Origin of the sequence: Bacillus sp. NPDC077027, from assembly GCF_050269555.1 — a bacterium.
Taxonomy (GTDB): Bacteria; Bacillota; Bacilli; order Bacillales; family Bacillaceae; genus Bacillus.
This window is the reverse complement of the sequence record NZ_JBNNIO010000003.1, coordinates 44,540-66,340: the sequence shown is the minus strand read 5'-3', so window position 1 is coordinate 66,340 and position 21,801 is coordinate 44,540. Positions and strand designations below refer to the sequence as shown.

The 21,801-nt window shown below is 40.2% G+C and carries 18 protein-coding genes; 2 read left to right on the top strand and 16 right to left on the bottom strand.

Translation table 11 applies throughout. The features are described from left to right. From ACQKEZ_RS10760 to ACQKEZ_RS10710, 11 genes are all read right to left on the bottom strand, one after another. A complete protein-coding gene (locus tag ACQKEZ_RS10760; protein ID WP_427300675.1) occupies window positions 1–651 on the bottom strand; it encodes a response regulator in 651 nt (216 codons plus the stop codon). Next, a complete protein-coding gene (locus ACQKEZ_RS10755) occupies window positions 648–1,793 on the bottom strand; it encodes a GAF domain-containing sensor histidine kinase (RefSeq protein WP_427301895.1) in 1,146 nt (381 codons plus the stop codon). The genes ACQKEZ_RS10760 and ACQKEZ_RS10755 overlap by 4 nt, the downstream gene beginning before the upstream one ends. A gap of 151 nt (window positions 1,794–1,944) precedes the next feature. Further along, window positions 1,945–3,690 (bottom strand): phospho-sugar mutase, encoded by a 1,746-nt coding sequence (locus ACQKEZ_RS10750; protein ID WP_427300673.1) that lies wholly within the window; start codon window positions 3,688–3,690, stop codon window positions 1,945–1,947. A 171-nt stretch (window positions 3,691–3,861) separates the two neighbouring features. Further along, complete coding sequence (gene glpD, locus ACQKEZ_RS10745; protein ID WP_427300672.1) at window positions 3,862–5,529, bottom strand: glycerol-3-phosphate dehydrogenase; 1,668 nt, start codon at window positions 5,527–5,529, stop codon at window positions 3,862–3,864. A gap of 140 nt (window positions 5,530–5,669) precedes the next feature. Continuing rightward, window positions 5,670–7,166: a glycerol kinase GlpK gene (glpK, locus tag ACQKEZ_RS10740; RefSeq protein ID WP_427300670.1), complete on the bottom strand. Its 1,497-nt coding sequence runs from the start codon at window positions 7,164–7,166 to the stop codon at window positions 5,670–5,672. Window positions 7,167–7,181: 15 nt separating this feature from the next. Next, window positions 7,182–7,997, bottom strand: a complete 816-nt coding sequence (locus ACQKEZ_RS10735; protein WP_427300668.1) for an MIP/aquaporin family protein — start codon at window positions 7,995–7,997, stop codon at window positions 7,182–7,184. Between the two features lie 211 nt (window positions 7,998–8,208). Beyond that, on the bottom strand, window positions 8,209–8,769 hold the full coding sequence (locus ACQKEZ_RS10730; protein ID WP_427300666.1) for a glycerol-3-phosphate responsive antiterminator: 561 nt from the start codon (window positions 8,767–8,769) through the stop codon (window positions 8,209–8,211). 143 nt (window positions 8,770–8,912) lie between these two features. After that, window positions 8,913–10,253, bottom strand: a complete 1,341-nt coding sequence (locus tag ACQKEZ_RS10725) for an aspartate aminotransferase family protein (RefSeq protein ID WP_427300664.1) — start codon at window positions 10,251–10,253, stop codon at window positions 8,913–8,915. A 233-nt stretch (window positions 10,254–10,486) separates the two neighbouring features. Next, the gene (locus ACQKEZ_RS10720; RefSeq protein WP_427300663.1) at window positions 10,487–12,100 is read right to left on the bottom strand and encodes a PucR family transcriptional regulator; all 1,614 of its coding nucleotides are present in this window, start codon (window positions 12,098–12,100) and stop codon (window positions 10,487–10,489) included. A gap of 28 nt (window positions 12,101–12,128) precedes the next feature. Next, window positions 12,129–13,046: an AEC family transporter gene (locus ACQKEZ_RS10715; protein ID WP_427300661.1), complete on the bottom strand. Its 918-nt coding sequence runs from the start codon at window positions 13,044–13,046 to the stop codon at window positions 12,129–12,131. 107 nt (window positions 13,047–13,153) lie between these two features. Further along, a complete protein-coding gene (locus ACQKEZ_RS10710; RefSeq protein WP_427301893.1) occupies window positions 13,154–13,567 on the bottom strand; it encodes a VOC family protein in 414 nt (137 codons plus the stop codon). 177 nt (window positions 13,568–13,744) lie between these two features. Between ACQKEZ_RS10710 and ACQKEZ_RS10705 the strand changes: the two genes are divergently transcribed. Continuing rightward, a complete protein-coding gene (locus ACQKEZ_RS10705) occupies window positions 13,745–14,167 on the top strand; it encodes a hypothetical protein (protein WP_427300659.1) in 423 nt (140 codons plus the stop codon). Between the two features lie 71 nt (window positions 14,168–14,238). Here ACQKEZ_RS10705 and ACQKEZ_RS10700 read toward each other — a convergent pair whose 3' ends face one another. The 3 genes from ACQKEZ_RS10700 to ACQKEZ_RS10690 form a co-directional block, all read right to left on the bottom strand. Next, window positions 14,239–15,777 carry a GNAT family N-acetyltransferase gene (locus ACQKEZ_RS10700; RefSeq protein WP_427300657.1) on the bottom strand — a complete coding sequence of 513 codons (1,539 nt, stop codon included), beginning with the start codon at window positions 15,775–15,777 and terminating at the stop codon, window positions 14,239–14,241. A gap of 15 nt (window positions 15,778–15,792) precedes the next feature. Next, window positions 15,793–16,458 carry an HAD family hydrolase gene (locus ACQKEZ_RS10695; protein ID WP_427300655.1) on the bottom strand — a complete coding sequence of 222 codons (666 nt, stop codon included), beginning with the start codon at window positions 16,456–16,458 and terminating at the stop codon, window positions 15,793–15,795. A 310-nt stretch (window positions 16,459–16,768) separates the two neighbouring features. Further along, window positions 16,769–17,110 carry a DUF5365 family protein gene (locus ACQKEZ_RS10690; protein WP_427301891.1) on the bottom strand — a complete coding sequence of 114 codons (342 nt, stop codon included), beginning with the start codon at window positions 17,108–17,110 and terminating at the stop codon, window positions 16,769–16,771. A 126-nt stretch (window positions 17,111–17,236) separates the two neighbouring features. Here ACQKEZ_RS10690 and ACQKEZ_RS10685 point away from each other — a divergent pair, with 126 nt between their 5' ends. Beyond that, window positions 17,237–18,151: an RluA family pseudouridine synthase gene (locus ACQKEZ_RS10685; protein WP_427300653.1), complete on the top strand. Its 915-nt coding sequence runs from the start codon at window positions 17,237–17,239 to the stop codon at window positions 18,149–18,151. A 110-nt stretch (window positions 18,152–18,261) separates the two neighbouring features. On the opposite strand, the gene ACQKEZ_RS10680 is transcribed toward ACQKEZ_RS10685, so the two are convergent. After that, window positions 18,262–18,831 (bottom strand): class D sortase, encoded by a 570-nt coding sequence (locus ACQKEZ_RS10680; protein WP_427300651.1) that lies wholly within the window; start codon window positions 18,829–18,831, stop codon window positions 18,262–18,264. A gap of 54 nt (window positions 18,832–18,885) precedes the next feature. Beyond that, window positions 18,886–21,774 (bottom strand): 5'-nucleotidase C-terminal domain-containing protein, encoded by a 2,889-nt coding sequence (locus ACQKEZ_RS10675; RefSeq protein WP_427300650.1) that lies wholly within the window; start codon window positions 21,772–21,774, stop codon window positions 18,886–18,888. Between the last annotated feature and the right edge of the window lie 27 nt (window positions 21,775–21,801).

The window sequence follows — 21,801 nt, the reverse complement described above, 5'->3', positions numbered from 1 at the left end:
TTACAACAGCTCCTTTTTATTATTTTTTTGGTAATCAAAGGCCAATAAGGCTGCTTGTGTTCGATCTGCTAGCTCTAGTTTTGACAGCACATGTGACACATGCGTTTTCACTGTTTTTTCAGAAATAAATAACGATGAGCCAATTTCTTTATTGCTTTTGCCTTTGGCAATTTCAAACAGCACTTCTCTCTCTCGATTGGTCAGCTCGTCAATGAGATCCCACTTTTGTTCCTTCGGCTTTTTAATATGCTGGATAAGATAGTTCATGATTTTCCCATCTAATTGGTAGCTACCGTTTTGCACGTCAATCATAGTTTTGAGCAACTTTTCGGGATCGACATCCTTTAACTGATAGGCTTTAGCTCCTGCTTGAATGGCTGGGATGACATAATCTTGGTCTGCATAGCTTGTCAGGACAATAATACGCGCAGTTGGTACCGCAACTGTCAATTGTTTCGTTGCTTCTAGCCCATTCATGACCGGCATTGATAAATCCATCAGCACAATATCAGGCTTTGTTTGTTTGACAATATCTACAGCTTCTTGACCGTTTGATGCTTCTCCCACAATTTCCATATGAGGTAGTGTTTGAAGAAAAAACACGAGCCCTTTTCTCACAATATGATGATCGTCTGCAATCACAACTTTCATAACGAACCCTTCCTTTCCTGGAAAAACGGTATGCGAACTGTAACAGTCGTCCCTTTTTTAAGCTGAGAATGGATGTTTAATGTTCCACCTGCTTTTTCTGCTCTCTCCTTCATTCCCTTTAGCCCAAGTGAAGGAAGATTCGAACGCTCATCATATTGAAAACCATTTCCATGATCAATGATCTGCATTTCAAAGATATCCCCAATTTGATAAAGACCGACTTCTACTTCATGAACTCCAGCATGTTTTTGACAATTGTTTAAGGCTTCTTGGCAAATACGAAATAAGCTCTCATTTTGCGTATGATTGATTTCCATGCATCCACTAAGCGAAAGTGTACATGCTAAACCTAAAAGCTGTGCATACTCTTCAATAGCTGCTGTTAAACCTTTTTCGAGTCCTCTTGGCCTTAGTTGCCAAATAAGTGAGCGCATTTCGATTAAAGCATCCTGAGACAAATGTTGGATAAAATCAATCATTTCTCCTAGCTTTTGATCATTTGTCATTTTTCGAGCGGCTTTCGCTGTGAGACTGACAGAGAAAAGCATTTGATTCACAGAGTCATGTAAATCCTGTGCGAGACGATTTCGTTCAGTTAACAGCGCATGCTGCTGTTCGCTTTGGACGAGCTCTATTCGCTGAATGGCTGTTCCGATTTGTAAGGCAATACTTTCAAGTAAACTGAGTTCTTCTGGAGTGAATGTCACCTTGCCTTTTGCCGCCACATTTAATAGGCCAAATGTTCGTTTACCAGCCTTTAGCGGCACTGTAGCATGATGTGTAATTCCTTCTGTGTCACCTGTTTTCTTTTCGATTGCTGTTTCAATTCGTTTACAATTGATGATATTAATGGCTGCATTCAATGAACCGTTTGCATAACGGGTTAAACAGTAACATTGATCCTCGCACATCAATATTTTTTGATGACGGGCGAGTGCATCTGGTAATGAAACATCCGCAATAAGCTCATAGGTACCATCCTCTTCAATCAAATAAATCCATGCTGTCTGAAAGCCTGTTAGATTTAATAGCTCATGAAGCACATCATCCAGTGTCTCTCTCAGCTCATTTCCCTCATTTAGTTTTTCTGCAATCTCTTTTAACGTTCTTAAGGTTTTCACTTTTTTCTCTTGTTCACTCATCATCCCCAGCAAATGCCGCCTCCTGTTAGTTGTTACAATGATTATAACATGTGTACTTTTGATCTTGCTTTCACGAAAAGAATGATTTTCCCCTCAGCCTTTTGGATGACAAAAAGCCATCTAAACACATGATGGCTTTTCCATTTTCGCGTTATTTCGTTGTTTTTTGGACTATCTGGTCAACAATGTTCATCACTTCTACTGATAAACGCTCTAGCTTTTCTTCACTCTCTTTGAGTGATGATCCTTTCACAGCAATATAGAATTTCACTTTAGGCTCTGTTCCGGATGGACGAAGGCAAAACCATGAACCGTCTGCTAGGAAATATTTCAACACATTCGATGATGGAAGTTGAATTTTCTCTTCCTTGTTTTCTTCTATAAGCTGTCTTGTACTTGATTGATAATCCTCGATGACAACAACCTTTTCACCAGCAACAGCTAAAGGAGGATTTGCTCTAAAGGTGTGGAGAATCGCAGCGATTTGTTCTGCACCTTCTTTTCCTTTGAGTGTCAATGACTCTAATCCCTCTCGATAAAAGCCAAATTCCTTAAAGATATCTAACAGCGCATCATACAATGATTTCCCTTGCTTTTTATAAAAAGCTGCCACTTCAACCGCAAGCAAAGCAGCCTGAATAGCATCTTTATCACGAGCAAAATCGCCAATTAAATAACCGTAACTCTCTTCATAACCGAACTGGAAAGTATACTCTCCAGATTGCTCGAACTGTTTTATCTTTTCACCAATAAATTTAAAGCCTGTCAGTGTATCAATTGTTGTTGCACCAAATGCCATAGCAACAGCCCGGCCAAGCTCACTTGTGACGATGGTTTTCATTACAACAGGATTTTTCGGTAATTTTCCGATTTTTTGCTTTTCTGACAGCAAATAATGCAGTAAAAGTGCGCCTGTTTGGTTGCCTGTTAAAACGGTAAAATCCCCTTCGCTATTTCTTACTGCAATTCCGAGTCTATCTGCATCGGGATCTGTTGCAATTAAAATGTCAGCATTTTGGCTTTCGCCTAGTTTTATCGCATATTCAAAAGCTGCATGCTCCTCTGGGTTTGGAGATGAGACAGTTGAGAATTGTGGGTCCGGCTTTTCTTGCTCAGGCACGACTGTGACATGCTTATAGCCAAATGCCTCAAGTCCCTTTCGAACAGGTTTATTCGCTGTTCCGTGAAGCGGTGTAAACACTACCTTCACATCTACTTCATCTGCTAGCTCTGGGTGCACAGAAATGGTCTTTAATTTCTCAATATATGCTTGATCAATTTCTTCTCCAATGATGCGAATGAGCCCTTTTTCCTTTAAAGCTGCTTCACTATCTACTGGGATGGCGAGCTCATTTTCAATGGCATTTACCTTTGCAATGACTTGATCTGCTTCATGTGGTGGAAGCTGTCCTCCGTCTTCACCATATACTTTGTATCCATTGTATTCTGGCGGATTATGGCTCGCTGTGACAACAATTCCTGCAAATGCATTGAGCTTTCGAACAGCAAATGACAGCTCTGGTGTTGGGCGCAGTTCATCAAACACATAAGTTTGAATGCCATTTGAAGCGAGTGTTTTTGCTGCTTCCATCGCAAACTCAGGAGACTTATGACGAGAATCATATGCAATGGCGACACCTCTTCTTTGCGCATCTTCTCCATTTTGAGCAATATATGCGGCAAGACCTGCTGATGCTTTTCGAACCGTATAAATGTTCATGCGATTCGTACCAGCACCTATTTCACCACGCATTCCCCCAGTTCCAAACTCAAGGTTTTTATAAAAGCTATCTTCAAGAGATTTCTCATCTCCCTTTTGCGCTTCTAACAATCCTTTTAGTTCAGTATCTAGTTGCTGTTCATTGATCCATCGCTCATAATTCTTATTCCAACTCATGGTCGTCCCCCCAGCTCTTTTCATCAGTTATTTAATATCTACTGTTATTTTATATTGAAATAGACATGATGTCATGCTATATCTATTTCGAGGAGAATTGAAGGGCGATTTGACTCAGTTGATGAATTAAGAAAAGCCGATTCTGTTCGAATCGGCTCGACTGCTTCCATGTTATTCAGACTCAAGCGGAACAACCGCTTCATGGAATAATTGATTTAAATTCTTTTGGTGCATCTGTTTTGTCTCTTCATCCCACTCAAAACATTCTGCCATGTAATCAATAACAGCCTGTGCATATGTTTTTGCCCAATTGATATGAAACAGAAGGCTTCCTGTTCTTCTTAGGAAAAAGTCCACTGGTGTGACAGCAAGCTCTTCCTCAATCGCATACACGAGTTCAGCCAGAACATATGCAGGAATATCTCGTTTTTTCGCTTCTTCCTTCAGAAGCTCTGCTCGTTTAAAGAGACTGCTCACGTTTGAGCCATACTTTTCTGCTAATTTTTTCGCAATAGGTTCTGTTAAACCAACGGATGCTCCTTCTGCCGTTTTCGCTTGAACAAAGGACGTCATATTTTTAGAACCGCCTACATGCCCACCTGAAATTGGCATATGTTTGGTTTTACATGGTCCGTAATCTTTGCCAGTCTCTTCTTTGAGTCCATCACGTACAAGGTTCACAATGTGCTCAGCCATTTTACGGTAGCCTGTTAATTTACCACCAGCAATTGTGATCAAGCCTGAAGATGATGTCCATACCTCATCCTTACGAGAAATTTCTGAAGGATCTTTGCCTTCTTCATGAATGAGCGGACGAAGACCAGCCCAGTTGGATTCAACATCTTTTTCCGTAATGTTGAGATCTGGGAACATGTATTGAATCGCTTGAATGACGTAATCACGATCTGCTTTTGTCATACGTGGATGTTCCAGCTGTTTTTTATACACAGTGTCTGTCGTCCCCACATATGTTTTGCCTTCTCTTGGAATAGCAAAGACCATTCGTTTATCCGGTGTATCAAAGTAAATCGCTTGCTTTAACGGAAATACAGATTGATCAAATACTAAATGAATCCCTTTTGTATGCTGAAGGTGTTTCCCTTCTTTTGAATGATCTTTTTCTCTTAATTGATCCACCCAAGGACCTGTCGCATTGACAATCTTCTTCGCATACACATCATACGTTTTTTTCGTAAAGACATCCTCAATGACGACACCAACGACTTTCCCTTTATCATAAATAAATTCTTTCACCTTCGCATAATTGACTGCCTCAGCGCCAAATTTAACAGCCTCTTTCATGACTTCAATCGTTAATCTTGCGTCATCTGTACGGTATTCAACATAGTAACCGCCGCCTTTTAAACCATCTTTTTTGACGAGCGGTTCTTTTTCAAGTGTTTCCTTTGCACTAAGCATACTTCTGCGTTCATTATGCTTAACCCCTGCTAAAAAGTCATACACACGAAGACCGATAGACGTTGAAAACTTACCAAATGTCCCGCCCTTATGCATCGGCAGAAGCATCCATTCTGGTGTTGTCACATGTGGGCCATTTTCATATACAATGGCGCGTTCTTTACCGACTTCTGCCACCATTTTCACTTCAAACTGTTTTAAGTAACGCAATCCTCCATGCACCAATTTCGTTGAACGGCTAGACGTTCCAGCAGCAAAATCCTGCATTTCCGCTAAACCGACACTCATACCGCGTGATGCTGCATCAAGTGCCGTTCCTGCGCCTGTAATACCCCCACCGATGATGAAAACATCAAACGGTTTTTTTGTCATCTGCTTTAGCATATTTTCTCTTTCAAAACTTGAAAAAAGGTGTGTCATCTCTTGTTCCTCCCCAGTTGTACGGTAAAGAAAAAGAGACCGCAAACACCCAAAGCGTATTTCTACAACTTCAGTGCCTGCGGTCTCTCCAGTTCTCCAACCGTTCTATTAACTTAATTATAGTATATCATACTGTTTGATCACTTGAAAGCTTGAGCTGCTTTTACTGCCTTTTTCCAACCACTATAAAGGGCGGCTCTGTTTTCTTCTTCCATTTTAGGCTCAAAGCGCTTTTCAAGATTCCATTGTTTCGCAATGTCTGAACGGTCATTCCAGAAGCCAACTGCTATTCCCGCAAGGTAGGCTGCACCAAGTGCCGTCGTTTCATTCACTTCTGGACGTTCAACTGGCACATCCAGTAAATCACTTTGGAAGCCCATTAAGAAATCATTCTTCACGGCTCCTCCATCAACACGTAATGTTTTTAATGAAATTTCTGAGTCTTTTTCCATTGCGTCTAAAACATCTTTCGTCTGATAAGCAAGTGATTCTAACGTTGCACGGACGAAGTGTTCTTTTGATGTACCACGAGTCAATCCAAAGACTGCTCCTCGAACATCACTATCCCAATAAGGTGTTCCAAGTCCTACAAACGCTGGGACAACATAGACACCATCTGTAGATTCAACTCTCTCTGCATATGCTTCGCTATCTTTTGAATCTTTAAACATTCTTAATCCATCACGTAGCCATTGAATGGCAGATCCGGCAACAAAAATACTTCCTTCTAAAGCATATTCAACTTTGCCGTCAATGCCCCATGCAATTGTTGTTAATAAACCATGATCAGACTTAATGGCTTTTTCCCCTGTATTCATCAACATGAAACATCCTGTACCATACGTATTCTTTGCCATACCAGCTTCAAAACATGCCTGGCCGAATAAGGCTGCCTGTTGATCGCCCGCTGCTCCAGCAATCGGAATGTTTTTTCCAAAGAAATGATAATCTACTGTTTCTCCATAAATGTGTGAAGAAGGCTTGACTTCAGGTAGCATCAATGCTGGAATACCAAGGATATTTAACAGCTCTTCATCCCACTTCAGATCATAGATGTTGAACATCAGTGTTCTCGATGCATTTGAATAATCCGTCACATGTGATTTGCCTCCGGTCATTTTCCAGATGAGCCATGTATCAATCGTACCGAACAGCAAATCACCTTTTTCAGCTTTTTCACGTGCCCCTTCGACATTGTCTAAAATCCATTTTACTTTTGTACCTGAGAAGTAAGCATCAATGAGTAAACCTGTTTTATTTCTAAAAGTGTCTTCATGCCCCTGCTGCTTTAATTCATCACAAATGCCTGATGTTTGTCTGGACTGCCAAACAATTGCATGATAGATAGGTATACCTGTATTTTTATCCCAAACAACAGTCGTCTCACGTTGGTTCGTAATACCAATGCCAGCAATTTGATCAGAATCAAATCCTGATTCGATCAAAGCTGTAGAAATAACGGATAAAACTGAACTCCAAATTTCATTGGCATTGTGCTCTACCCAGCCTGGATTCGGAAAATATTGCTTAAATTCCTTTTGCGCGATGTGAACAATCTTTCCTTCTTTATCAAATAAAATCGCTCTTGAACTTGTTGTCCCTTGATCTAATGCGAGAATATACTTTTCTTTTTCCATGATTGTTTCCTCCCCTTACATCATTTTGCTAGCATGTTGTATTTGGTTTTTCGTAGAGAAATAGAGTCCTAACAATACCACAACTAAAATTACGCTTACAATCCAAAAGGCTGGTGTTACATTTGCTTTAAACGCTGCGTTGTAAAAAACGCCACCAAATGCACCGCCTAATATCGGACCAACTACTGGAACCCAAGCGTATTTCCAATTAGATGGACCCTTGCCTGGAATCGGTAAGAATGCATGGGCAATTCTTGGACCTAAGTCACGGGCTGGGTTAATTGCATAACCGGTTGTTCCACCTAATGAAAGACCAATAGCAACGATTAAGAAACCAACAATTAACGGGTTTACACCATCTGCAAACTTATTTGCACCAATTGCCAAAATTCCTAAAACTAACACGAATGTACCAATGACTTCACTAAGTACGTTGGCAAATGTATGCGGAATCGCTGGGCCTGTTGAGAATACCCCTAGTTTTGCACCTGGATCATCTGTTACTTTCCAATGAGGTAAGTAATGTAAAAAGACAATAATAGCTCCTAAAATCGCACCAAGCATTTGACCAACAATATACATTGGAACGTCAGTCCAAGGAAAACTTCCTTCAAGTGCCAACCCAATCGTTAGTGCAGGATTTAAATGAGCACCGCTTATGCCTCCAGTTGCATAGGCTGCAATAGCGACCGCAAACCCCCAACCGAAAGCGATTACAATCCATCCGGACTGGTACGCGAGCGATTTTTTTAAGTTAACTGCTGCACACACACCGCCTCCAAAAATAATGAGTAGCATTGTACCTACGACTTCACCCCAAAATGGTGTCATGAAAAATTCCTCCTCTTGGTTCAGTTTCCATCCCCTGTATACTTCCAAAAAAGATAAAGAAAAAAGATCCGCAACAAACAGACTTTACACAAGGACAAAGATATACCTTGTAAAGTGTTGTTGTGGATCTCCGTTTCTCCATCACATGATATTAACTTAGTGCTATAGTATCAGAGGATGAAAACGTTGTCAATCAATTATCACATTTCATTTATTCATGTTGAAATGCTTTCCATAGATCAGTATTAGAGGTTGTGACAGCTGTGGCTCCTGCTCGTAAGGCTCTTTCTACATCTTCTTTTGTGCGAATAAAGCCACCGGCAAATATAGGTATTCCTGCCTTTTCACGTACTTCTTTTATTAAATCAGGGACAACACCAGGTAATACTTCAATAAAGTCAGGGCGATGTTTTCCAACAAACTCCATACTTTTATCCATCGCACTTGTATCTAATAGAAACATTCTCTGAATGGCGTATACTTTTTTTTGTTTCGCTTTCACTATGACTGAAGACCTGGTAGAAATAATACCTGCTGGCTTCATTTCCTGACAAATAAACTCGGTTCCATATTCATCATGCTTGATGCCATGAATTAAATCCACGTGGATGAACATCTTTTTTCCATTTGCTTCTGCCTCTTTCATCATGCCTTTTAGTCTGCCAAGATGAACATCTAGAAGGACTCCATACGTAAATGGACTTCGTAAAAATTCTTCAAATTGCTTCATATTCCGAACAGCAGGTAGTATTGGTTGATCGTGAAAACTCATATGCCGTCTCCTTCTAAATGAATTGGGTCCAATCTTCTTTTAACAGTAATGGATTCTGTCCGTTTTTTCAATAGACATCCGCTGGTGGCTCTTACTAAATAAACACAATTTAAAAAAGCAGAGATCCCTCTCTGCTCTCGCCTTTACAATTGCGCAATACTTTCTTTTAACGTTCTAATGATAAATGCAACATCTTCGTCTGTGATGCTAAGCGGTGGTGCGAGCTGAGCCACATTGTTATAGCCAGCAACCGTATCACCATTCTTTCCGATCAGCAGTCCACGTTTTTTACATTCCGATATTAATGTTCCTAACACATCAGCATCCGCAGGGATTTTCGATGTCTTATCTTTGACAAACTCTATGCCAATTAGTAATCCCTTTCCTCTCACATCACCGACCAAAGGATGTTGTTTCAATTCCTCAAGCGCTTCAAGCAGAACCTTTCCTATACGCTCTGAGCGTTCGACTAGCTTTTCTTTTTCCATGAGTTCTAAGTTTGCAAGTGCGAGTGCGCATGAGGCTGGATGTCCACCAAATGTATTCACATGTCGGAATCGATCATATGTTTTATCACCTGCATATGCCTCGTAAATTTCACGTTTTACACAAGTTGCTGAAAGTGGCAAATATCCACTTGTTATGCCTTTTGCCATTGTGATGATATCCGGTTTGACATCGAAATTCATAAAGCCAAACCGCTCCCCTGTTCTGCCAAAACCACAAATGACTTCATCTACTATCAGTAATGCACCATGTGCTTCACAGATCTCTTTCACTCGTTTCATATATCCTTGTGGCGGCATTAAAATTCCGCCTCCTGTAATAATTGGTTCCATGATGACACCAGCAATGGTTTCACTCAATTCCCACGTCATCACATGATCAATGGTCTCTGCACTTGCTAAAGTGTCTTCATCTTTCGGAAATCGATAAAGATCAGGCGGTGCCACATGAATAAAGCCTTGACCGAGTGGTTCATATTTGAATTTGCGCTGCGCCTGTCCAGTAGCAGCCAGTGCCGCCGCAGTATTACCATGATAGGAACGATAGCGAGAGATAAACTTCGTACGCGCACTTTCTCCTTTTTGTGCATGATACTGTCTCGCTATTTTAAATGCTGCTTCGTTCGCTTCTGATCCACTATTTGAGAAAAAAATGACATAGTCTTCCCCAAGCCATTCGTTCAATTTTTCTGCTAGTTGAATGGCTGGTACATGGCTTTGTGTCAATGGATAGTAAGGCATCGTTTTCAGTTGTTTGTACGCCGCTTCAGCTAATTCTTTTCGTCCATAGCCGACATTGACGCACCAAAGTCCTGACATCCCGTCTAAAAAACGGTTGCCATGAATATCTGTCACCCATGCCCCATCTGCTTCATGAATGACCATACTTTCATGCGGTTTATTTGTCCCCTTCATTTGATGCCAAATATACTGATCGTCTTTTTGTTGAAGATCCCTTGCCTGTTCATGTATTTTCATTCTCCCACGCCCCCATGTTTCATTTTCATACCAAAAGAAGCATGAACGGTCTCTATTGCCTCTACCACTCCATTATATGGATGAATGGCAAGGCATATGAAAAACAAGCGATATGACCGTCATGATACAAGTTTCCACTATTTCTTTTATTATAAAAAGGGGACAATTGGAATTCATTAGACAGTTCGTCAATTGAATCTTAAGCAAAACAAGACATTTCACCATATGAGGCGTTATTTTCTGACATGATGTCTATTTCCGCGAGTTGCTTGCAAAAATTCATATGCCAGCATTGAGAACTCAAGTGCTTGCCGTTTAGGCGCTTCCATCATATCCTCTCCAAGCAGGGCATGTAATTTTTCTAATCGATGATACAAGGTTTGACGGACAATATACAACTGCTTTGCCGTTTCTTTTTTTGAACCATTTGTCTGCAAGTACGTATTGAGCGTTTGATACAGCTTTGCGCCATTTTGCTGATCGAAATTGATGACTGGCTCTAAATATTCCTTCACCATCGTTTCAAGTAGACCACTCTTTTTTACCGCAGTCATCAGCCTAAGCATATGCAAATCTTGATAAAATGGACTTACTACCCGATGCGGCATTGTCCTCTTTAAGAACAGCACTTCCTTAGCTGCTTCAAAGCTTGTCTTCATTTCTTGCAAATGCTCACAAAAAAGACCTATTCCGAACATGAACGCTTGGCGATCCTTTTGCTGCGGTTCGTATTTTTGTTGAATCTTATAAGCCGCATCCTCCGCGCGTTTCTTCCAATCCTCAATTTTTCTTGTATTAATTAAAATAAAGACTGTATATGCCTGATGTTCATGCGAAATGAGATGAAAGCCTGCACGTTGAAAAACAGAACGACAAAACACGAGAAAGTAGAGATTTCCAGCTCCTTCTTCAAGGTTACTATTTTTTTGAAAGAGCATAATAACACAACCCTTTGGTTTTTGTACCCCTTCTGCATAATCAAGATGTTCCATAATTTCATTTTCTGAATGCTCACCGTCAACCCATTTTTGAAGCCACTCACTCTCTTTTGTTTTCTTCAGCTCCTCAGTGTATAGCTCTCTTAGAATCAGTTGAGCAAGGGCATTTGCTCCTTTGTCCATCACTAACGCTTCAAATTCTGTTAGAACGCTTGACTGATGGATGAGAACAAGATCAGCAAATGTTTGTTGAAGTGCAAGCACAGGCCTTTTGTGTACATGGAACCCCGCTGGAAGTGATTCTTTTTTCAAATAAGACAACACGAGCTCTTCTGTCTTTTCAGACGAGTCACATAAAATGGAGGTCTCTCCTTGTACCGGAATAAATAAAAGCGTGCCACTAAGGTGCTGATACACTTGATCTAAAATGTCTATTTGTGGATGAGCCGTCAATAATAGCTCATTTAGCTTCGAAGACAAACTCTCCAAATCAGCCATCATTTGATATTGCCGTTCAATCATCATTGTGTGGATATGCTGTGTAATGTCCACAAATTTCATTTCTTTTGTGAAAAGAATAAGCGGGAAATTCTTTTGTTCTGCATATTGAATAATCTCCACTGGTACATCAAAACGAAGAGGAATAAATTCAATGCACAAACCAGCAGCACCCGAATCTACAAGCTGTCTCAGAAACTCGATAAACATGCCTTGTTGATCCTGAAAAGCAGCAGCGGTTGTTAAAATTAATTCTCCTCCGTTTAATAAATGCTCCACTGTTGGAATCTCTAATACATGAACCCACTTCACCTGACGAAAAAGACCCTTTTCGCCTGCCAAAATCTTTGCATGAACAAAATATTTCGTTTTTAACACATCGCTGACTTGAAACTGAACATCAACATTCATCCACATGGTCCCCCTTGTTTGTCTATTCCTATCCCACAGGGTGCATAGACAAAATCCATAATAAGACAGGCAATGTCACAATACTTAAAATCGTACTGACAAAAGTTGTACTCGAAACAAATTCAGGTTTTGTTCGAAATTGCACAGCCATGAGTGTTGTGTTCGCAGCAGTCGGCATTGCTGCAACAAGAATCATGATTTGCTTCACTAAATCATCGACCGGCAAAATAAGTGTGAAACCAAACGCGATAACAGGTGATAGAAAGAGCTTGATGATGAGAGCATACGAAATATTGCGATAATCAAATTGTTTAAAAGAAATCACAGCCAATTGCATGCCTAAAATAAGCATGATCGTCGGAATAGCTGCATCCCCCACAAGCTGAATGCCCGTCATCAGTTCTTTAGGAATTGAAATATCAATGAGCTGAAATATTAGGCCGATAAGTGCCCCATAAGCTACTGGCATGCGTAACACTTTTTTTAGAACGACTTTTATATCCCCTGCGTCCTCGCCACCCTTAGCTGCATAATACATCCCAATCGTACTCATCACAAGCTGCTGAAGAACCATTAGAACAATCGCAATATCTAAACCTGCTGCACCAAACACAAGTAGAACAACAGGTGTGCCATAGTTGCCATTGTTCATGAAAGCGGACGACAGAACCATCGCACAATACGTTTCATTAGAATATCCATAAATACGAGAAAGGATATATACGCAGAGGACGAGTGATAGACACAGCCCTACTACGAAGATAGACAGATAGACATAATCCATCGATACTTTATTTTGATAAAATGTTTCAAATGCAAGGAATGGAGACATTAAATATAAAGACATAGATGAGAGCGTATGTATGTTAAAGCCAATCGTTTTCTGCCCGATATAGCCAATAAGGAAAATACCAAAGACAGGCATTAATACAAGTAAAAACTCCATGATGCACCTACTTTTCTTAGATGAATTTCATTTATCCTATAGATATCATACCATTTCAAATCCATTTATTATCGATAAAAAAAACACCCCCTCACAGAAGGCGTGCTTTAACCAATGTCATGATCCTCATCCATATAAAACACTTCCCATAAATGTCCATCAATATCCTGAAAACTCCAACCATACATAAAACCATGATCTTGCCTTTCATTGAAAGTTGAACCACCTGCTGCAAGTGCATGTTCCACCATCTCGTCAACTTCTTCCTTGCTATTCGCCTGCAATGCCACTATAACTTCTGTTGTCTGACTGGCATCTGCCATGTTCTTTTGTGTAATCGATTGAAAATGCTTATAGGACAGGAGCATCGCATACGTTGCATCATTGATGATCAAACAAGCTGCCTGATCATTTGTAAATGACGGGTGAAACTCAAAGCCAATTTGTGAAAAGAAAGCAATAGATGCCTCAACATCCTTCACAGGCAAATTAATATAAACATGCTTCGTTTGAAGTCCCATCATACTCTCCTTTTGATTTAAAATATGTCTTCACTCATTCTATTCGTGTTCTGATCAAGACATCCCTTTCGGCACATGAAAAAAATGATCTTCAATCCCTATTTACCTTAAATTAACATAAAAGTAATATAGTAGATGTAGTATCCATTCTACTAATATACTTAGGAGGTTTTCAAAATGAAAACAATGGTAAAAGGACTTATTCTCACTACTTCTTTAACATTTTTCGCTACACCACTTGCATCAACAGCTGCTGCACAAACAGCACCAGCTCCGATTGAGCAAGTACAAACAACTGGTGATTTTTCAATTCCATCTGTAACAGATACTATTAAGAACAATCTCAATCGTGTACTTGAAAACAAAGATGAATTGTTCAACAAGATTGAAATATTTGCTGGCAAAGAAAAAAGAGACCAAATTGAAGAATTATATAACCAGCACCTACATGCAGATCTGCAAGGATTATTAGAGCAAGAAACCCTTTCTTGGAAAAAGGTAGATACAACAATTTACAATTCATTTAAACAAGCTGGCGTGCCATTCCTTATCGCTAAGAGCTTGTCACACTTTGCTACATTAGCTGTTAAAAAAATGTAATGTAGCCATTACAATAAAAAGCACCTTGACGCCTGGAGACTGACCCACTCCGTTCAAGGTGCTTTTTTCTGTTATTTTTTATACTCAATATGGTATACATCTCTGCGTCGATCCTTTAACTGTCGAACCGTTCCATCTTGGCGCTGTCTTCTTAAAATTTCTAAGTCGACGTCACCAATGACCACCGTTTCAATATTTGGATTACACTCACCAACGATCCCATCTCTTGCAAATTCGAAATCAGATGGTGCAAATATCGCTGATTGCGCATACTGAATATCCATATTTTCTGTTTGTGGTAAATTACCAACTGTTCCTGAGATAACCGTATATATTTGGTTCTCAACCGCTCTTGCCTGTGCACAATAACGCACCCTTAAATAGCCCTGGCGATCCTCTGTACAAAATGGTGTGAAAATAATTTTTGCTCCTTTATCTGCTGCAATGCGTGCGAGCTCAGGGAATTCGATATCATAGCAAATTTGAATGGCGATTTTCCCGCAGTCTGTATCAAACACACGTACTTGATCTCCACTTGAGATTCCCCACCATTTGCGCTCATTTGGTGTAATATGAAGCTTGTATTGCTTTTCAATCGTTCCATCACGTCTAAACAAGTAGGCGATGTTATAGATTTTCCCCTCTTCTTCCACAAAGTGTGAACCACCAATAATATTAATGTTGTATTTAACAGAAAGCTCCGTAAACAAATTAATATAGTCCTCTGTATATTCAGTAATTCTTTGCACAGCAAGACTTGGGGATCTCTCTTCTAAGTAACTCATGAGCTGTGTTGTAAAGATTTCAGGGAAAACCGCAAAATCTGCGGATGCATCTGAAGCAACATCAACATAATACTCTACTTGATTAGAAAATTCCTCAAATGAATGAATTTTCTTCATCGCATATTGAATGACGCAAATCCGTACTGGGAACGCTGATTTAAAAAATCGTTTCGTTTGGGGACGGTAATCAACATTGTTCCATTCCATTAAAGTTGCGTAGGTACTTGATGCCTTATCATCAGGTAAATAGTTCGGATTAATCCGCATAAGACTAAATTCATTCAATAGCTGAAACGATAGCACAGGATCATAAATTTGGTGTAACATCACCTGTTCGACATATTGACGAGGTGTCATCTCCCCTTGATATTTATGGTAATTTGGAATACGACCGCCAATAATAATACTTTTTAAATTGAGCCTTCTTGCCAAGTCTTTTCTTGCTTCATATAGACGATGCCCAATTTTCATACGTCGGTATTCAGGGCTGACCATCACCTCAATACCATACATGTTCATACCATCAGGATTATGGTTTGTAATATACCCATCGTCTGTAATGTCTTGCCATGTGTGACGATCATCGTATTCGTCGAAGTTGATTAATAAACTGGAACAAGACCCAATGATCTCACCCTCAAGCTCAGCACAAAATTGTCCTTCTGGAAAATGCTCTAGATGACTTTCAAGGTGTTCTCTTTTCCATGGATCCATACCTGGGAAACAGATTTCTTGAAGGGCAACAATCCGATCAATATCCTGCTCACGAATATTTCTAATGATCATTTTTTTCTCAAAACGTGTTAAATCAAGCTTTTCTGCCATCTCTTTGCTGCCTCCTTACTGACCCTTTTCTTCAAGTTGGTGAAATAGTTGAAGCAGTTCGATTTCTGCCATTGATTCTAATCGGTAATCATATTCCTCAAATTGAAGTGTACTTGTGACTTTGTTTGGGACGATCACACATTTCATACCCGCTCGCTTCGCAGCCATCAATCCATTGACGGAATCCTCAAAAGCAACACATTCAGAAGGAACTACCCCTAAACAGCGTGCCGTTTGTAAATAAAGCTCTGGATTTGGCTTGACCTCTTCCACATCATCAGATGTACGAATGCACTCAAAATAATCAAACAGACCAATTTGTTTCAAGTGATCTGATACCCATTTATAGTCAGAGCTTGACGCAAGTCCAATTTTAATACCAAGCTCTTTTGCCGCCTCTAAATATGCCTCTACGCCAGGCCTTGCTACTTCATTTTGTATTCTTTCCTGAAAGCGTGATCGTCTGTCTGCTGTTAATGTCTCATGATCCAGCGTCTTTCCAAGCTGTTTTTCCAAATATTCGAATGGCTTAAAGCCAGCCTGTGTACCGATGACTTTCCCCCAGACAGAAAGCGGAAGTTCTGACTCATGCTCTACAAACATTTCTTGCAAGACTTCGTATTCATGTGTTTCTGTATCTAAAATTAAACCGTCAAAATCAAAAATAATTGCCTTTACCAATGAAGGACACTCCTTTTTTTGCAAAAATCAAAAAATCACTTATTTTCATGATACCGCTAATAAAATTCACTTTCAAAGATGAATGTCTGCTAAAATGAGTTATGTAAAAAGGAGCCTGCAAACGATATTGTCAGGCTCCGAACATGTTCGATTCATTCTGCAAAATTCCCAAGCGCTCCGATTCATGGAGAATATAGGCTAGGTGAAAAGCAGCGGGTTTGGTTTTGCAGTCTGTATAAAGGTTTCTCCGTTCCTTAAGAATAGTATGTACGACCTTTCGTCATGTTAACAAGGAAGTTCACACCATCTTTTACGCATTTTGAAGCTGCTGTTTTTCAAAATCGTCAAGACGAAACGGAAAAGAATACCCACATTCGTTGATTTGTTGCCTATTCTGTTCAAACAGCTCTCGATCTCTTTTTGTTATTTGTCGTCTTGGCTTCGAAATAATGGTATGTAAAAGCTGAAGTCCTGATAAAATACGGAAGGCATCATCCATTGTACCATTATATGTGCCATCGACAAATGTAAGTATACGCTTCTGTTTCAATTCGGCAAGCTCATACTCATAAAGATAATGCGATAAAATTTGATAAAAATCAGCGGATATTTCTTCTATCGCTTGTTCCTGAAGCTCCGTCGCAGCTTTCATTAATCTCAAAGTGACATCTACCTCTCTGTCGTTATTCTCCCTCAAGAATAGCATAGAAAAAAAGACGTTTGCTAAGGTAAGTTTTCTATCCATATCCATGTTTTATAGAAAAGAGGAACGAATTTCATGATGACAAAAGAACAAATCCTTCGTTTTCAAGTAAGTGAAGGCCAAACGGAAACTTCATTAAATCAATGGTTAAAAACAGAGGTACATGCCTCAAAACCGATCATACAATATTGGATGGAACAACAAAAAATTAGGTTGAATCACAAGCACGCTCATCACGCAAGCAAGGTGTCTGCAGGTGATATGATCACAATTGATGTATTCGAATCAGAAACAAGTGATGTCACGCCTGAATATGGCGAACTGGACATCTTATTTGAAGATGAACATTTGCTCATCGTTCAAAAGCCATCAGGACGCCCAACACACCCCAATGAAAAGGGGCAAACAGGGACACTTGCCAATCTGGTCGCCTTTCATTATCAGGCAAACGGTGAGGAAAAACGCGTCCGTCATATCCACAGATTAGACCAAGATACAAGTGGCACTGTCGTATTCGCAAAACATCGCCTAGCACATGCAATCCTCGATCGGATGCTCGCAGAAAAAGACATCAAAAGAATTTATGTTGCGCTAGTGGATGGAGTGATCCGTCAAAAAAAAGGGACAATACAGGCAGCAATAGGTCGTGATAAACATCATGCTGTAAGGCATCGTGTTTCTCCTACAGGACAAAAAGCGATCACTCATTTTCGAGTGTTGGCAAAAAGTAAACGTTACGATACGACAATGGTAGAACTACAGCTTGAAACAGGAAGAACCCACCAAATCCGAGTGCACCTTAGCAGTATTGGCCACCCATTAATAGGCGATATCTTATATGGTGGTAGCAGCAAATGGTTAGATAGATGTGCGCTTCATTCAAAACAAGTCGCTTTCAAACATCCATTTACAGGCGAACAACTTGTCATCGAAGCCCCATTGCCTCAAGATTTATCTGAGCTGAACGAGCAATTATTTGAACAGGTATAAACAAACATCTTGGTAATGGTACAAAAATTTACACTTCCCAATACCAACTATACCAATCAAAACAAATAGAGCCTGCAAAGATCATTTCTTTTGCAGGCTCTTTATATTCATTACATCGACTCTATCCGCTTTGCATACATAATATAACGCTCTGGTGCATTTCCCACAAAGCTGAAGGGATAGCAAGTTGTTAAAATCAATTCCTCAGTTTCATGCTGCAAGGAAATGATGGACGTATCGTCTTTATCAACAATTTTTGTGTGCGTAATTTCATAGGCAAATTCTCCGTAGGGCACTTTAATTCGCAGTTCGTCACCAATGTTCAGCTCACCTGTTCGTCTGAATACTGTATCTCTATGACCAGAAAGCACAATCTGTCCATTTTGATCAGGATAATAGCTTCCCTTATAATGACCGACCCCTTTGGAAAGGTCGTCTGCATCAGTCCCTTCAACGATAGGTAAATCCGCCTTTAACTTTGGAATCCTCAAAATGCCTGATGCTTGACCTACATTCGGATGAAAGGTGTCCTTTGAGACTTCATGCCCCACAGCAACCGCTTCCCTTGCTTCGTCAAGTGTTTGCTCTGTTTGAAGGTGAGTTGATACAATTTGCCAAATCCCCCATCCACAAATGACGATGCCGGCTGTCATGACTATCAAAGCGATCCATTTTTTCATACTTATACCCCTTCTTTATCCCAACAAGACTTGTATGTTCACCATACCATACGATTAACTAGCTGTGGCTTGCTTCTTTTGAATTGTTGTCGTAATTCGTCCTTCTTTTTGATAGAGGATGGAAGCACCGTTAAAACTTTTGACAAATTGGACGGTTGCTTCTAAATCCTCTGGACCTGTTTCAGGATTTTGCCCAAGTTTTCCGATTGGCGCATATTTACTTCCCGTTGCTGTTGCCATAAAATTATTGACCGTTAACGAATACGTCTTGTCAGGAACAATCGGTGAACCGTCTGGAAGTGTGATCGCCACTACTTTCAATGTAGCAGGATCATATGAATACTTAAAGCCTGAAATACTATAATCAGGACCAAATTGAGCTGATATTTGGGCCTGAATGATTTCGGTTAAATCCCTGCCTTTAATATCAAGCTTCACCAGAACATTACCAAAAGGCTGAATATTAAAGAGGTCTCCCCAAGTGATAGGTCCTTGCTCTAGGTTTTGTCTAATCCCGCCGCCGTTCATTAAGGCAAAATCACTTTTCATTGAATAGCGCATTCCATCTGCGATGAAATTGCCAAGTGCCGTATCACCGTCATTTGAATAGCCGCCTTCCATTTTCACACCTGCTTTACCAACAACTTCGCTAATGATCGGCTCTACCTCTTTGCCATAATACGCTAAAATTTCGGCCGCTTTTTTGTCTTTTTCAATGGCTGACTGGTCAACATATTGGATGTAAGCATTCTTTTTGACAATATCTTTTGTTTTGCGGTTAATTGTAACGTCAACCACACCAATCGCTTTGCCATATTCATATGCTTGGACAATCAGCTTTCCATTTACTTCACCATTTACAACCTCATGATTATGTCCGGCAAAAATGACATCAATTTCGTCATCACCTTCGTTTGCAAGCCTTGCACTCTCACCAGTGATCGTATCCCCATTTTGTGAAGCAGTCATGTGGGCAAGAACTGCAATCGCCTTTACACCTTTTTGTTTTAATTCGCGTGTCGCACGATTGACCGCCTCTACTTCATCTGTGAATTGAATATTCTTAATTCCTTCTGGCATTACCATTCCTGCTGCTGATCTTGTCACAACCCCTATAAATGCAACAGGTACTCCCTCCACATCAATGATTTCATAAGGAGGAAGAAGTGGTTTTTCAGAATCTTTGTATTGACAATTGGCGCAAACAAGTGGAAAGTTCTGACCATCATATCCCTTTGTCCCCTTCGGATGCTCACCGCCATTTATCATTCTCAGCAGCTCATCTACACCTTCATCGAATTCATGATTACCAACAGTCCCAACATCAAAACCGATGTTTTCCAATAGTTCAATCGTTGGCTCATCCTGAAGAAGAGATGATACTGGCGAACTTCCACCAATCATATCTCCCGCATGGACAGTTAGCGTGTTTTTCTTTTCCGTCTGCTTTTGTTTCATATAAGCAGCAACGTAATCCATTCGGCCATAGATGCCTTTCGTGCCGTCTCCTTTTACATCAAGCTCATACTGCTGATCAATCTTTCCATGTAAATCATTCATACTTAAAATAGTTAATGGGATCTCATCTGATTGCTCAACTTCATGATACCCTGCCTGCTTAGCCTCCTCTTTTGAAGCAAAGAAAATTCGCTTATCAACATCTACAGTCATCCATTCTTCAGGCACTACATACGTTCTCGTCGCTGAATCTCCTACATATCGTGATAACCCTTTTTTCTGTTCTCGTGCTCGAAATTCAAATGGCTGTTCTAAAAGTGGATCTTCATTATTCCAAATACCGAGTCCTTTTTTCTTTGCATCTTTCACAGCCTGTTGAAAGGTTTGATAATCCGCTTGATTTCCAACTGGCCAAATAAAATATGTCGGTGCATAGCCTTTTTTCACAAGCTCTAGATTCGTATTTAGCCCTTTTTTTGTCTTGACCTGTGCAAGCAGGCGGCCATAGTGATCCTTGGCTTCTTCTCCTACTTTTAATGTGACGGTATCTCCACTAGATAAGAGCGTTTTTAAATAATCTGTCGCTTTTTTTCCGAACCGTAGCTGATTTTCGTCCTCTTCATTTTTAGGTTTGTGATAAGTTTCTGGTGTATCTATGTTGACAAAGCGAACTTTTGTCGTGCCAAGTACTGGCTCTTTTAATTGGATTGTATCTCCATCAATCACACGGTCAACGGTCGCTTTGTACTCTCCTTTGATCTTTGGAGGTTTTGGCTGACGCTTTAGTTGCTTGAGATCATCTTGACTTCTCGGAAGCACTTGTAGCGTATCATAACGACTTAAAATTCCCGTAAACTCATACCACTTACCCTTTTCAATATGTCCAATCGCCTTTGTGTCCTCCATGACACGCAGAACTGTACTACGATACTTCTCGTCAATGATGACAACATTGTATCCGCCCCCCGCTGGCGAGTCTGGCTTTGATTCTACATAACCTTTTACCTTAATGAGCCTTCCTTCATAACGATCCGCTTTACCAGAAGCGAACTTTTGTAAGGACACCTTTTTTGGAGATGGAAGCTTTTGATTCTCCGCCTCAATTGTGACTCCACCTTGGTCAGGGACGATTTCAATCAACCCTTTATAAGAAGTGACCATTCCCGTTACAGTCACCTTCATGCCTTCTTTTAGTTCTGGGAAGTTTTTTGACTGGCTTGAATATAAATTGACGCCTGCTGTTTTGTCTTGAATATATGTAGAAAGCTTCCCATTTCCAATTGCCGATTGATCAACTGTGATAATCCCGCTTACTGTCACAGTTTCTCCTATTAATTGACGTGCTTTTTTTATTTTCATTGTTTTTTTATTTTTCACCGCTACCTGTTTTTCAGCTGCATTTATTTGCTGGCCTATGTGAACCCCCGTCCATAAAGATTGAACACTGAATATGACTAAGATCAAACAGCAGACGACTTGAAACATTTTGGAGCGCCTCATTTGTGTTTCTCC